The sequence below is a fragment of the Streptomyces sp. NPDC039480 genome, from assembly GCF_055597165.1.
This window is the reverse complement of record NZ_JBVITX010000013.1, coordinates 193,743-206,654: the sequence shown is the minus strand read 5'-3', so window position 1 is coordinate 206,654 and position 12,912 is coordinate 193,743. Positions and strand designations below refer to the sequence as shown.

12 protein-coding genes and 1 pseudogene are annotated in these 12,912 nt (G+C 69.3%); 6 read left to right on the top strand and 7 right to left on the bottom strand.

From position 1 onward, the window contains the following. Positions 1-81: 81 nt before the first annotated feature. The 6 genes and pseudogenes from ACZ56E_RS34020 to ACZ56E_RS33995 all read left to right on the top strand — a co-directional run bounded on the left by ACZ56E_RS34020 (position 82) and on the right by ACZ56E_RS33995 (position 5,011). Entirely contained in the window at positions 82-939 is an 858-nt protein-coding gene (locus ACZ56E_RS34020) for an ABC transporter ATP-binding protein (RefSeq protein ID WP_471220175.1), read from the top strand. Between the two features lie 26 nt (positions 940-965). Beyond that, positions 966-1,478, top strand: a pseudogene (locus ACZ56E_RS34015) (ABC transporter ATP-binding protein); the annotation flags it as partial. After that, positions 1,452-1,742: an ABC transporter ATP-binding protein C-terminal domain-containing protein gene (locus ACZ56E_RS34010; RefSeq protein ID WP_468713605.1), complete on the top strand. Its 291-nt coding sequence runs from the start codon at positions 1,452-1,454 to the stop codon at positions 1,740-1,742. The pseudogene ACZ56E_RS34015 and the gene ACZ56E_RS34010, both read left to right, overlap by 27 nt. Further along, positions 1,739-2,629, top strand: coding sequence for a branched-chain amino acid ABC transporter permease (locus ACZ56E_RS34005; RefSeq protein WP_468603122.1), 891 nt, complete (start codon positions 1,739-1,741; stop codon positions 2,627-2,629). Before ACZ56E_RS34010 ends, ACZ56E_RS34005 begins: the two co-directional genes overlap by 4 nt. After that, positions 2,622-3,746 carry a branched-chain amino acid ABC transporter permease gene (locus ACZ56E_RS34000; RefSeq protein ID WP_471220172.1) on the top strand — a complete coding sequence of 375 codons (1,125 nt, stop codon included), beginning with the start codon at positions 2,622-2,624 and terminating at the stop codon, positions 3,744-3,746. Before ACZ56E_RS34005 ends, ACZ56E_RS34000 begins: the two co-directional genes overlap by 8 nt. Next, the gene (locus ACZ56E_RS33995; RefSeq protein ID WP_471220170.1) at positions 3,743-5,011 is read left to right on the top strand and encodes an ABC transporter substrate-binding protein; all 1,269 of its coding nucleotides are present in this window, start codon (positions 3,743-3,745) and stop codon (positions 5,009-5,011) included. The genes ACZ56E_RS34000 and ACZ56E_RS33995 overlap by 4 nt, the downstream gene beginning before the upstream one ends. Positions 5,012-5,069: 58 nt before the next feature. On the opposite strand, the gene pssA is transcribed toward ACZ56E_RS33995, so the two are convergent. The 7 genes from pssA to ccrA form a co-directional block, all read right to left on the bottom strand. Then, a complete protein-coding gene (gene pssA / locus ACZ56E_RS33990; RefSeq protein WP_362997565.1) occupies positions 5,070-5,924 on the bottom strand; it encodes a CDP-diacylglycerol--serine O-phosphatidyltransferase in 855 nt (284 codons plus the stop codon). Further along, positions 5,911-6,567 (bottom strand): phosphatidylserine decarboxylase, encoded by a 657-nt coding sequence (locus tag ACZ56E_RS33985; protein WP_362997563.1) that lies wholly within the window; start codon positions 6,565-6,567, stop codon positions 5,911-5,913. The genes pssA and ACZ56E_RS33985 overlap by 14 nt, the downstream gene beginning before the upstream one ends. Positions 6,568-6,737: 170 nt before the next feature. Beyond that, positions 6,738-7,943, bottom strand: a complete 1,206-nt coding sequence (locus tag ACZ56E_RS33980; protein ID WP_468603129.1) for an acyl-CoA dehydrogenase family protein — start codon at positions 7,941-7,943, stop codon at positions 6,738-6,740. A 4-nt stretch (positions 7,944-7,947) separates the two neighbouring features. Beyond that, complete coding sequence (locus ACZ56E_RS33975) at positions 7,948-8,472, bottom strand: MaoC family dehydratase (RefSeq protein WP_404756919.1); 525 nt, start codon at positions 8,470-8,472, stop codon at positions 7,948-7,950. Between the two features lie 6 nt (positions 8,473-8,478). Further along, entirely contained in the window at positions 8,479-9,444 is a 966-nt protein-coding gene (locus ACZ56E_RS33970) for an HpcH/HpaI aldolase/citrate lyase family protein (protein WP_356571372.1), read from the bottom strand. After that, positions 9,441-11,468: a methylmalonyl-CoA mutase family protein gene (locus ACZ56E_RS33965; RefSeq protein ID WP_471220168.1), complete on the bottom strand. Its 2,028-nt coding sequence runs from the start codon at positions 11,466-11,468 to the stop codon at positions 9,441-9,443. Before ACZ56E_RS33965 ends, ACZ56E_RS33970 begins: the two co-directional genes overlap by 4 nt. Positions 11,469-11,504: 36 nt before the next feature. Next, on the bottom strand, positions 11,505-12,866 hold the full coding sequence (gene ccrA, locus ACZ56E_RS33960; protein WP_471220166.1) for a crotonyl-CoA carboxylase/reductase: 1,362 nt from the start codon (positions 12,864-12,866) through the stop codon (positions 11,505-11,507). Positions 12,867-12,912: the final 46 nt, after the last annotated feature.

Below are 12,912 nucleotides of genomic sequence, written 5' to 3'. Positions count from 1 at the left end.
CTGCCCGTGGACGGGCCGCTCCCGCGGTGCTGGGGTGAGCGCCACGCGACGGCGGACGGCCGGACGGGACGAGAGGGCGATATGGCTGGATCCGATGTGAAGGGCGCCGGGAAGGCCGGGCCCGGCGCCCGCGGCGGGGGGCTCGTCGTGCGGGACGTGTCGGTGGGGTACGGGCCCGTGCGGGCCCTGCGCCGTGTCTCGCTCGACCTGCCCGACGGCGCCGTCGTCGCCGTGCTCGGCGGCAACGGCGCGGGCAAGTCGACGCTGCTGCGCGCGATCTCGCGCACCCTCTCCTTCCAGGGCGGGACGCTCACCTCGGGCGACATCCACTTCGACGGGCGGCGCGTCGACGGCCTCGCGCCGGACCGGGTGGTGGCCGCCGGGATCTCCCACGTGCCCGAGGGGAGGCAGGTGTTCGCCCGGATGTCCGTCACCGACAACCTGCGGGCCGGGGCGCTCGGCTCCACCGGTTCGCGCACAGCCAAGGCTGCCGCCCTGCGGCGCGTCCACGACCTCTTCCCCGTCCTCGCCGAGCGCGGCGCCCAGCGCGCCGGACTCCTCTCCGGCGGCGAGCAGCAGATGCTCGCCGTGGGCAGGGCGCTGATGGCGTCCCCGCGCCTGCTCCTCCTGGACGAACCGTCCCTCGGCCTCGCACCGCTGATGGCCGCCCGCATCGCCGACACCATCCAGGAGATCAACGCACAGGGCATCTCGGTGCTCCTCGTCGAGCAGAACGCCGCCCTCGCGCTGCGGCTCGCCTCCATGGCGTACGTCCTCGACGTCGGCGAGGTCGCCCTCGCGGGGCCCGCCGACGAGCTCGCCGCCTCCGACGAGGTGCGCCGCCGCTATCTCGGCGTGGTCGACGAGGACGCGGCGGCCGACGCCACCCGCGGTCTCGGCGCGCTGCCGACGCTGCCGCGCTGGGAGGCCGACCGGTGACCGGAACGACCGTACCGCCCCTCGAAGTACGGGACCTGACGGTCCGCTTCGCCGGGCTCACCGCCCTCGACGCCGTCAGCTTCACCGTCCGCCCCGGCACCGTGCACGCCGTCATCGGACCCAACGGCGCCGGCAAGTCGACCTGCTTCAACGTCCTGTCCGGCGTCTACCGGGCGAGCGGCGGCAGCGTCCGCTTCGGCGAGCACGAGCTCACCGGCATGCGGCCGCACCAGATCGCGGGACTCGGCGTCGCCCGGATCTTCCAGAACCTCGCCCTGCCGCCGCGCGCCACCGTCGCCGACAGCCTGCTCCTCGGCCGCCACCGCCTGACCCGCACCGGCTTCGTGGCCGCCGGGATCCGGCTGCCGTCGGCCGCCCGCGAGGAACGCAGGCACCGCGAACGCGTCCGAGAGATCGCCGCGTTCGTCGGCCTCGAACACCAACTCGGCCTGCCCGCGGGCGCCCTGCCCTACGGACAGCAGAAACTCGCCGAGCTGGCCCGCGCCCTGTGCATGGAGCCGCGGCTGCTGCTCCTCGACGAGCCCGTCGCCGGCATGACCGCCGACGAACGGCGCCGCACCGCGGCCGTCATCGCGGGCGTCCGCGACAGCCTCGGCATCTCGATCGTCCTGGTGGAACACGACATGGGGGTGGTGATGCGGCTCGCGGACGCGGTGACCGTACTCGACTTCGGGCGCCGGATCGCCGACGGCGCACCCGGCGACGTACAGAACGATCCGGCGGTCGTACGCGCCTATCTGGGCGAGGGCGGCCGGACCGGTGAAGGGGAGGAGCGACCGTGACCACCTTCACCGAACTCCTCCTCAACGGGGTCTCGATGGGCTCCGTCTACGCCCTCATCGCCCTCGGCTTCGTCGTCATCTTCCGCGCCACCGAGGTGGTCAACTTCGCCCACGCCTCGCTGCTCCTCGCGGGCGGCTACGTCACCGCCTCGCTCCACGACGACCTCGGCTTCTGGGCGGCGCTGCTCGTCGGCATCGCGGGCGCCGCGGTGGTCGGTGCGGCCGTCGAGTTCCTCGTCATGCGCCGCTACCGCGGCTCCGACCACAGCGTCCTCGCCATCGTCACCATCGGCGTCGACATCCTGCTCACCACCGAACTGACCCGCCGCCTCGGCACCGACGTCCTGCCGCTCGGCGACCCGTGGGGCGACGACGTGCTGACCGTCGGCGCGATCTCCCTCGCGCACACCCGGATCGCGGCGTTCGTCGCGGCGGCGCTGCTCATCACCGTCTTCCTCCTCGCCTTCCGCTACACGTCGTGGGGCGTGGCGATGCGGGCCGCCGCCGAGAGCCCGGAGACCGCCGCGCTGATGGGCGTACGGCTCGGCAGGGTGTCGCTCGGGGCGTGGGCGGTGGCGGGCGCGCTCGCGGCCGTGGCCGCGCTGTTCCTCACCGTCTTCCCGACGCCCGGACTCGAACGCGCCACGTCCCTCGCGGCGCTCAAGGCGTTCCCCGCCGCGATCCTCGGCGGCCTCGACTCGACGACGGGCGCCCTGGTCGGCGGCCTTGTCGTGGGCGTCACGGAGTCCCTCGCCACCGGCTACCAGAGCGAGCTCAGCTTCCTCGGCCGCGGGCTCGGCGACCTGGCGCCCTACCTCGTCATGACCGTCATCCTGCTGCTGCGACCCGCCGGGCTGTTCGGCACGAAGGAGCTCTCCCGTGTCTGAGGTCTCCGAGGCCACCACCCGCCCGGCCCGCCCCGCCCCCACCGTCACCCGTACAAGGCTCGGCCGCCCCCGCACCTACGTGTGGGCCGCCCTCGCGGTCCTCCTCCTCGCCGTGCCGTTCTATCTGGACCGCTTCTGGCTCCAGGCGGGCCTCTTCGCGATGGCCGCCGCCATCGGCGCGATCGGCCTCAACCTTCTCACCGGCGCGACGGGCCAGCTCTCCATGGGCCACGCCTTCTTCCTGGCCATCGGGGCGTACGGCTACTGCGTCCTCGCCGGCGACGGCGGCGAAGGCCTGACGGGGCTCGGCCTGCCCACCTGGCTGGCCGCGACCCTCGCGGTGGCTGTCGCCGGACTCGCGGGCGGCCTCTTCAGCCCCATCGCGGGCCGCCTGAGCGGCGCCTACCTCGGCATCGCGACCCTCGCGCTGATCATTATCGGGCAGCACGTGCTCTTCAACGCCCACGACCTGACGGGCGGCTCCAACGGGCGTGACGTGCCGCCCCTGAACCTCTTCGGCATCACCTTCGACGAGAGCGAGGCCGTGATCGCGGCCGTGCCGTTCGGCGCCGCGGAGAAGCTCTGGTACGTCGGACTCGTCCTGCTCCTCGGCTGCGGTCTCTTCGCCCGCGGTGTGCTGCGCGGCCGCCCGGGGCGCGCCATGAACGCGATCCGCGACCACCGGGTCGCCGCGGGCGTGATCGGTGTCCCTGTGGCCCGCTACCGCGCCGGTGTCTTCGTCCTGTCGTCGATGTACGCGGGCCTCGCCGGGGTCCTGCTCGCCCTGGTCTTCCAGCGCACCGTACCGGACTACTTCGGCATGACGCTCTCCCTGGAGTACCTCGCGATGATCGTCATCGGCGGCCTCGGCTCGGTCGCCGGCGCGGTCGCGGGCGCCGCACTCGTCTCGCTGCTGCCGCAGCTGCTCACCCGGTACAGCGACGCGCTGCCCCTCGTCTCGGCGCCCGGCACCGGCGGGATCTCACCGGGTGAGGCGTCCCGGTATCTGTACGGCGCCGCCGTCGTGGCGGTGGTGCTCTTCCTGCCCGGCGGCCTGGCGAGGATCGCCGCCCGGCGCAGCAAGCCAAGACCAGGCACTCCAGGGGAGGAAGCATGAGAACACCGAAGACGCTCACGAGGGCCACAGCGGCCGCCACAGCGCTCGCCGCGCTGCTCGCGCTCACCGCGTGCAGTTCCAAGGCGAAGGACGACGACAAGGGCGACGAGGGCGCGGGAGGGGTGAAGTCCGGCGAGGGCGTGACGAGCGAGACCATCGATCTCGGCGTGCTCACCGACATGACCGGCGTCTACGCCACCCTCGGCAAGAGCGTCACCCAGGCCCAGCAGCTCTACGTCGACCAGACCAACGCGGACGGCGGCATCTGCGGCCGCAAGCTGAAGCTGACCGTCCGCGACCACGGCTACGACCCGCAGAAGGCCGTCGCCGCCTACACCGAGCTGGAGCCGAAGGTCCTCGGCTTCGCCCAGTTCATCGGCTCCCCGTTCGTCGCCGCCGTGAAGCAGCGCATCGACGGCAGCAAGGCCCTCGTCCTGCCGCAGGCCTGGTCGGCGAACCTGCTGGGCAGCCCCTACGTGCGCGTGATCGGCTCCACGTACGACCTGGAGACGATCAACGCGATCGACTTCCTGATGAAGGAGAAGGGCCTCAAGAAGGGCGACAAGCTGGGCCACGTCTACTTCGAGGGCGACTACGGAGAGAGCGCCCTCAAGGGTTCGCAGTACATGGCCGAGGAGGCGGACCTCACCGTCGTCGAGCAGAAGATCAAGCCCACGGACAACGACATGACCGCCCAGGTCTCCGCTCTGAAGAAGGCAGGCGTCAAGGCCGTCGTCGTCAGCGCGGGCCCCCGCCAGGCCGCGTCCCTGGTCGGCGTCGCGGCGGCGGGGCGCTTCGACGTCCCCGTCATCGGCAACAACTCGGCGTTCGCCCCGCAGCTCCTCGCCACCCAGTCGGGCCCGGCCCTCATGAAGAACTACTACGTGGCCTCGCCCACGCTGCCCATCGGCGCGGACACGACGGCGGCGAAGAAGCTCGTCGCCGACTACAAGAAGGCCCACCCCAAGGACTCCCTGGACAACGGCGTCGTGGCGGGCTGGACGGCCGCGTCCGTCTTCGGAGAGGCCCTGAAGAAGGCGTGCGAGGACAAGGACCTCACACGTGAGGGTGTGGACAAGGCCCTCCTCACGCTGGACGACTTCGACTCCGGCTTCGGCGTCACCCAGAACTTCACCGACCCGAAGGCACCCTCCTCCAAGGAGAGCGTGATCCTCCAGCCGGACAAGAAGGCGACGGGCGGCATGAAGGTGGTCCGCGAGCCGGGCGCGGCGGAGGCGGCGAAGGGTTACACCGTGGAGAACTGAGGCACGCAAAGGGGGCCTGAACCATACGGTTCAGGCCCCCTGGGCTACGTACGAAAAGCTACGGCAACTGCGCCGCCCGCGCTTCCCTGCGGTTGCCCCGGAAGTTGTTCACCCTCCGAGCCGTGGCGAAGAGGGGAATCACCGCTCCGAGGACGAGCTGCAGCGCACACCCCGTCTGGAGGAGCAGCTGGCCGCCCGGCGCGTCGAACGCCCAGGCCGCGAGGAGCCCCATGGCCGCGACGATCCACGAGAGCATGGCCACCGCGAGGGGGCCCCGCGGCTTCGGGTACTCGACGCGGCTGACCATGAGCCACGCCGTGCCGATGATCGCGAGGAGCGTCGCCACGAAGGGCAGCTCCAGGAGCACGATCGAGACGACCGTCAGCGCCCCGAAGGGCGACGGCATGCCCTGGAAGGTGCCGTCCTTCACGGTCACGCACGAGAACCGCGCAAGCCGCAGCACCACCGCCAACAGCACGACGATCGCACCGACCGCCGCCACCCGCTGGTGGGCGTCGTCGGCGACCATGCCGTAGACGAGGACGAAGTACGCCGGTGCCAGACCGAAGCTGATCAGGTCCGACAGGTTGTCCAGCTCCGCGCCCATCGGCGAGGACCGCAGCTTTCGGGCCACGAGCCCGTCGAACAGGTCGAAGACGGCCGCGCAGAGCATCAGGATCACGGCGGTCGCGGCGGAGTGCCGCGCCATGCCGCTCTCGGTGCTGCCCTGCACGTACGGGATGAGGATGCCGGTGGTGGTGAAGTACACCGCCATGAACCCGCACGTGGCGTTGCCGAGCGTGAGGGTGTCCGCTATCGACAGGCGCAGTGAGAGAGGCATCTCCTCGTCGGCCTCGTCCTGCACCGCCTCGGGCACCCAGCCCGCTTGTGTCTCGGGATCAACCACGGTCAATGCGAGTCACCCCAGCCACGGTCTTCTGACCGACCTCGACGTCCACCTCGACACCCTCGGGGAGGTAGATGTCGACGCGCGAGCCGAAGCGGATCAGGCCGATCCGCTCGCCCTGCTCCACCTTCGACCCCTGCGGCACGTACGGCACGATGCGCCGGGCGACCGCGCCCGCGATCTGGATCATCTCGATGTCGCCGAGCTCGGTGTCGAAGTGCCAGACAACGCGTTCGTTGTTCTCGCTCTCCTTGTTGAACGCCGGGACGAACCCGCCGGGGATGTGCTCCACGGACGTCACCGTGCCGGCCAGCGGCGCGCGGTTGACGTGGACGTTCAGGGGGCTCATGAAGATGGCGACGCGGGTCCGCCCGTCCTTCCACGGCATGATGCTCTGCACCACGCCGTCGGCGGGGGAGATGACCCGGCCCTGAGCGATCTCGCGCTCGGGGTCGCGGAAGAACCACAGCATGCCCGCCGCGAGAGCGGTGGCGGGTACAGCCACGGCCGCGGCGCTCTTGGAGCGGCGCGCGCGGGCGAGGCTGAGTGCGGCGGTGGCGACGGTCGGCAGGAGCCACGGCGATGCTCCGCGAGCAAGGCGTCCCTGAAGAATGCCGTCGCGTGGTGCAGAGGTTTGGCTGTGGGGCATGGATGACCTTCGTAGCGGATGATGCCGCGCAGTGAACGGGGGACGGCGGCTTTTTCCGGATGTTATCGGTTGCGAGCCACAACTGGGCAAGCCAGGAAGCCGAGTCAGCGGCCGAAGAGTGTTGACAGGGTGTGATCTTCTTCTCGGCGAAAGTGGCCCAAACCGGGCATCTAGCCCTGGAATCGATACTCTTCGAGTAGCCGTCGGCCAATGATCATTTTCTGGATCTCGGCGGTACCTTCACCGATCAGCAGCATGGGGGCCTCCCGGTAGAGACGCTCGATCTCGTACTCCTTCGAGAAGCCGTAGCCACCGTGAATCCGGAACGCGTCCTCCACGACTTCCTTGCAGTACTCGGAGGCGAGGTACTTCGCCATCCCTGCTTCGAGGTCGTTTCGCTCCCCTGAGTCCTTTTTGCGCGCTGCGTTCACCATCATCGCATGGGCGGCCTCGACCTTGGTAGCCATCTCGGCCAGCTTGAACTGAATCGCCTGGTGCTGGGCGATGGCCTTGCCGAAAGTGTGACGTTGCTGGGCATACGAGACGCCGAGCTCGAACGCACGCTGAGCGACGCCGCAGCCACGCGCCGCGACATTCACGCGGCCGACCTCGACACCGTCCATCATTTGGTAAAACCCTCGGCCGGTGACCCCACCGAGCACGCGATTGGCCGGAATTCGCAGGCCATCCATGATGAGTTCGGTGGTGTCGACACCCTTATAGCCCATTTTGTCGATCTTGCCCGGAATGGTGAGCCCGGGGCGGACCTCCCCGAAACCGGGCTCCTTCTCCACGAGGAACGTCGTCATGGACTTGTGGGGTGCCGTCCCCTCGGGGTGTCCTTCGTCACTCCGGCACAGCACGGCCACCAGAGTGGACGTGCCACCGTTGGTCAGCCACATCTTCTGACCGTTGAGAACGTACTCGTCGCCCTCCTTCACGCCCTTCGACGTGATGGCCGACACATCGGAGCCGAGCGCCGGCTCCGACATGGAGAACGCGCCCCGCACCTCGCCGGCCGCCATGCGCGGCAGGAAGGTCTCCTTCTGCTCCTGCGTGCCGTGCTGCTTGAGCATGTAGGCGACGATGAAGTGGGTGTTGATGATGCCGGAGACCGACATCCAGCCGCGCGCGATCTCCTCGACGCACAGCGCGTACGTGAGCAGCGACTCGCCCAGGCCGCCGTACTCCTCCGGGATCATGAGGCCGAAGAGCCCCAACTCCTTGAGGCCGTCGACGATCTGCTGCGGGTACTCGTCGCGGTGCTCCAGTTCGGTCGCGACAGGAATGATCTCCTTGTCGACGAAGTCCCGGACGGTGGACAGGATCTCCCGCTGGATGTCGGTGAGACCGGCGGTCTGCGCGAGTCGGCTCATGGGTTCACTTCTCCGTGCTCTTGGAAGGGGCGTTCAGCTCCGGGCGGCCGGGCTGCTCGCCGCCGCGCTCCTTGATGTACGTCTCGGTGGGCACCATCACCTTGCGGCGGAACACGCAGACGAGCGTGCCGTCCTGCTTGTAGCCCTTGGTCTCCACGTAGACGATCCCGCGGTCCGACTTGGACTTCGAGGGCGTCTTGTCGAGGACGGTCGTCTCGCCGTAGATCGTGTCGCCGTGGAAGGTCGGCGCCACGTGCTTGAGCGACTCGACCTCCAGGTTGGCGATCGCCTTGCCGGAGACGTCCGGCACGGACATGCCGAGGAGCAGCGAGTAGATGTAGTTGCCCACGACGACGTTCTTCCCGAAGTCCGTCGTCTTCTCCGCATAGTTCGCGTCCATGTGGAGGGGGTGGTGGTTCATGGTGAGCAGACAGAAGAGGTGGTCGTCGTACTCGGTGACCGTCTTTCCGGGCCAGTGCTTGTACACGGCGCCGACTTCGAACTCTTCGTAGGTGCGGCCGAACTGCATGATGTCCTACGCCTCCGGGGCCTCGAACTTGGACGTGCGGGTCATCCCGGCCGCACGGCCCTTCCCGGAGATGACCAGCGCCATCTTCCGGCTGGCTTCGTCGATCATCTCGTCGCCGAGCATCGCGGAGCCCTTCTTGCCGCCCGCCTCGGACGTGTAGTACTCGTACGCGTCCAGGATCAGTTCGGCGTGGTCGAAGTCCTCCTGGGAGGGCGAGAAGACCTCGTTGGCGGCCTCCACCTGGCCGGGGTGCAGGACCCACTTGCCGTCGAAGCCGAGCGCGGCGGCGCGGTTCGCGACCTCGCGGTAGCCGTCCACGTTCTTGATCTGGAGGTAGGGGCCGTCGATCGCCTGGAGGTTGTTGGCGCGGGCGGCCATCAGGATCTTCATCAGGATGAAGTGGTAGGCGTCCGCCGGGTAGCCGGGCGGCTGCTCGCCGACGACCAGGGACTTCATGTTGATCGACGCCATGAAGTCGGCCGGGCCGAAGATGATCGTCTCGACGCGCGGGGAGGCCTCGGCGATCGCGTTGACGTTGTTGAGGCCGCGGGCGTTCTCGATCTGCGCCTCGATGCCGATCTTGCCGACCTCGAAGCCCATCGTCTTCTCGATCTGGGTGAGGAGCAGGTCGAGCGCGACGATCTGGTCGGCCGTCTGGACCTTCGGCAGCATGATGCAGTCGAGGTTCTGGCCCGCGCCCTCGACGACCGTGACGACGTCGCGGTACGTCCACTCGGTCGTCCAGTCGTTGACGCGCACGACCCGCGTCTTGCCCGTCCAGTCGCCCTCGTTGAGGAACTTCACGATGGTGTGCCGGGCCTCCGGCTTGGCGAGCGGCGCGCAGGCGTCCTCCAGGTCGAGGAAGACCTGGTCGGCGGGGAGGCCCTGGGCCTTCTCCAGGAAGCGCGGGTTCGAGCCCGGTACCGCCAGACACGAACGGCGGGGGCGGAGACGGTTGATGGGGGCGGTCATGCGGGGACCTCCAGAGGGTCGAGGTGGTTCGCTTTCCGGATCTCGTCGACGATACGGCCGATGATCTCGGTGATGCCGAAGTCCTTGGGGGTGAAGACGGCGGCCACACCCGCCGCCTTCAGGTCCTCGGCGTCGCTGTTGGGGATGATGCCCCCGGCGATGACGGGGATGTCGGGGGCGCCGGCCTCGCGGAGCCGCACGAGGACGTCCGGCACGAGCTCCGCGTGGGAGCCGGAGAGGATCGACAGGCCGACCGCGTGCACGTCCTCGGCGAGCGCCGCGTCGACGATCTGCTCGGGCGTGAGGCGGATGCCCTGGTAGACCACTTCGAAGCCGGCGTCCCGCGCGCGCACCGCGATCTGCTCGGCGCCGTTGGAGTGCCCGTCGAGGCCGGGCTTGCCGACCAGGAAGCGGAGCCGGCCGCCGCCGAGGTCCTCGGCGGTCCGTGCGACCTTCTCGCGGACGAGGGCGAGCGGCGTGCCCTCCTCCGCGGTGACCGCCACGGGAGCGCTGGAGACGCCCGTGGGGGCCCGGAACTCCCCGAAGACCTCCCGGAGGGCCCCCGCCCACTCCCCGGTCGTCACACCGGCGCGTGCGCACTCCAGGGTGGCCTCCATGAGGTTGCCCGTCCCGGCGGCCACCTCCTTGAGCCGCTGCAGGGCCTTGCAGGGGCGCGGGTGGTTGAACGGCGGCTGGTAGCGGGTGTCCCGCCAGTGCTTGAGCGCGCTGACGACACGCGCCTCGACCGCCGGGTCGACCGTCATGATCGCCGCGTCCAGGTCCGAGGTGAGGGGGCTCGGCTCCGTGGACTCGTACGAGTTCACACCGACGATCTTCTCCTGGCCCGACTCGATGCGGGCCCTGCGCTCCGCGTGCGAGGAGACGAGCTGCGACTTCAGGTAGCCGGACTCGACGGCGGCCATCGCGCCGCCCATCTTCTCGATCCGGTCCATCTCGGCGAGGGACTCGTCGACGAGCGAGGCCACCTTGGCCTCGACGACGTGCGAGCCGTCGAAGATGTCCTCGTACTCCAGGAGGTCGCTCTCGTGCGCGAGGACCTGCTGGATGCGCAGCGACCACTGCTGGTCCCAGGGCCGGGGGAGCCCGAGCGCCTCGTTCCAGGCGGGCAGCTGCACGGCACGCGCGCGTGCGTCCTTCGAGAGCGTCACGGCCAGCATCTCGAGGACGATGCGCTGGACGTTGTTCTCCGGCTGGGCCTCGGTCAGACCCAGGGAGTTGACCTGCACGCCGTAGCGGAACCGGCGGTGTTTCGGGTTCTCGATGCCGTACCGCTCGCGCGTGACCTGATCCCAGATCCGCCCGAACGCCCGCATCTTGCACATCTCCTCGATGAAGCGGACACCCGCGTTCACGAAGAAGGAGATGCGGGCCACGACGTCCCCGAACTTCTCCTCGGGAACCTGCCCCGAGTCGCGTACGGCATCGAGAACCGCGATGGCGGTGGACATCGCGTACGCGATCTCCTGGACCGGTGTGGCCCCCGCCTCCTGGAGGTGGTAGCTGCAGATGTTGATCGGGTTCCACTTGGGGATGTGGGCCACCGTGTACGTGATCATGTCGGTGGTCAGCCGCAAGGAGGGTCCCGGCGGGAAGACGTGCGTCCCGCGCGAGAGGTACTCCTTGACGATGTCGTTCTGCGTCGTCCCCTGGAGCTTGGTGATGTCGGCACCCTGCTCCTCGGCGACCACCTGGTAGAGCGCCAGGAGCCACATGGCGGTGGCATTGATCGTCATCGAGGTGTTCATCTGCTCCAGGGGGATGTCCTGGAACAGCCGCCGCATGTCGCCGAGGTGCGAGACCGGCACGCCGACCCGGCCGACCTCGCCGCGGGCGAGGATGTGGTCGGGGTCGTAGCCGGTCTGCGTGGGCAGGTCGAAGGCGACCGAGAGGCCCGTCTGCCCCTTGGCGAGGTTGCGCCGGTACAACTCGTTGGACGCTTCCGCCGTGGAGTGACCGGCGTAGGTCCGCATGAGCCACGGCCGGTCCTTCTGACGCTCTGTCATGTTCCGCTGCTCCTCAGTGCGTTCAGATCAGTGCGTTCAGACGTTGCGGAAACGGTTGATCGCGTCGATGTGCTGGGCGCGCTTCTCCGGGTCGCGCACGCCCAGGCCCTCCTCGGGGGCGAGGGCGAGGACGCCGACCTTGCCCTGGTGGAGGTTGCGGTGGACGTCGTAGGCGGCCTGGCCGGTGTCCTCCAGGCGGTACGTCTTGGAGAGCGTCGGGTGGATCTTGCCCTTGGCGATCAGGCGGTTGGCCTCCCACGCCTCGCGGTAGTTGGCGAAGTGCGAGCCGATGATGCGCTTCAGGGACATCCACAGGTAGCGGTTGTCGTACTCGTGCATGTAGCCCGAGGTCGAGGCGCAGGTGGTGATGGTGCCGCCCTTGCGCGTGACGTAGACCGAGGCGCCGAAGGTCTCGCGGCCGGGGTGCTCGAAGACGATGTCGATGTCCTCGCCGCCGGTCAGCTCGCGGATGCGCTTGCCGAAGCGCTTCCACTCCTTGGGGTCCTGGGTCCGCTCGTCCTTCCAGAACTTGTAGCCCTCGGCGTTGCGGTCGATGATCGCGTCGGCGCCCATGGCGCGGCAGATCTCCGCCTTCTGGGGGCTGGAGACGACACAGATCGGGTTGGCGCCGCCGGCGAGCGCGAACTGCGTGGCGTACGACCCGAGTCCGCCGCTCGCGCCCCAGATCAGGACGTTGTCGCCCTGCTTCATGCCGGCGCCGTTGCGGGACACCAGCTGGCGGTACGCGGTGGAGTTCACCAGGCCGGGGGAGGCGGCCTCCTCCCAGCTCAGGTGGTCCGGCTTCGGCATCAGCTGGTTGGACTTGACGAGCGCGATCTCGGCGAGGCCGCCGAAGTTGGTCTCGAAGCCCCAGATGCGCTGCTCGGGGTCGAGCATCGTGTCGTTGTGGCCGTCGGAGGACTCCAGCTCGACGCTCAGGCAGTGCGCGACGACCTCGTCGCCCGGGTTCCAGGAGTTCACGCCGGGACCGGTGCGCAGCACGACGCCCGCCAGGTCGGAGCCGATGATGTGGTACGGCAGGTCATGACGCTTGCTCAGGTCGCTGAGCCGGCCGTAGCGCTCCAGGAAGCTGAAGGTGGAGACCGGCTCGAAGATCGAGGTCCACACGGAGTTGTAGTTGACCGAGGAGGCCATGACGGCCACCAGGGCCTCGCCCGGGCCGAGTTCGGGGATCGGCACGTCGTCCAGGTGGAGCGACTTGCGCGGGTCCTTGTCGCGGGTCTCGAGGCCCGCGAACATCTCCGTCTCGTCCTTGTGCACGGTGATCGCGCGGTACGAGTCGGGCAGGGGGAGAGCGGCGAAGTCGGCGGACGTGACCGCGGCGGAGCCGCTCGCGGTCGCGGTCTGGGCCTGAATCGCGTCCAGGATTTCCTTCACGGTTTTGCCTCCGGCGAAGAAGCGTCTGAGGGGAACGCTCTTAAGG

What these genes read in the sequence shown, in the direction of transcription:
- ACZ56E_RS34020 (WP_471220175.1), top strand. Translation starts at nt 82, where the DNA reads ATGGCTGGATCCGATGTGAAGGGCGCCGGGAAGGCCGGGCCCGGCGCC.
- ACZ56E_RS34010 (WP_468713605.1), top strand. Translation starts at nt 1,452, where the DNA reads ATGGAGCCGCGGCTGCTGCTCCTCGACGAGCCCGTCGCCGGCATGACC.
- ACZ56E_RS33995 (WP_471220170.1), top strand. Translation starts at nt 3,743, where the DNA reads ATGAGAACACCGAAGACGCTCACGAGGGCCACAGCGGCCGCCACAGCG.
- ACZ56E_RS33985 (WP_362997563.1), bottom strand. Translation starts at nt 6,567, where the DNA reads ATGCCCCACAGCCAAACCTCTGCACCACGCGACGGCATTCTTCAGGGA.
- ACZ56E_RS33980 (WP_468603129.1), bottom strand. Translation starts at nt 7,943, where the DNA reads ATGAGCCGACTCGCGCAGACCGCCGGTCTCACCGACATCCAGCGGGAG.
- ACZ56E_RS33975 (WP_404756919.1), bottom strand. Translation starts at nt 8,472, where the DNA reads ATGCAGTTCGGCCGCACCTACGAAGAGTTCGAAGTCGGCGCCGTGTAC.
- ACZ56E_RS33970 (WP_356571372.1), bottom strand. Translation starts at nt 9,444, where the DNA reads ATGACCGCCCCCATCAACCGTCTCCGCCCCCGCCGTTCGTGTCTGGCG.
- ACZ56E_RS33965 (WP_471220168.1), bottom strand. Translation starts at nt 11,468, where the DNA reads ATGACAGAGCGTCAGAAGGACCGGCCGTGGCTCATGCGGACCTACGCC.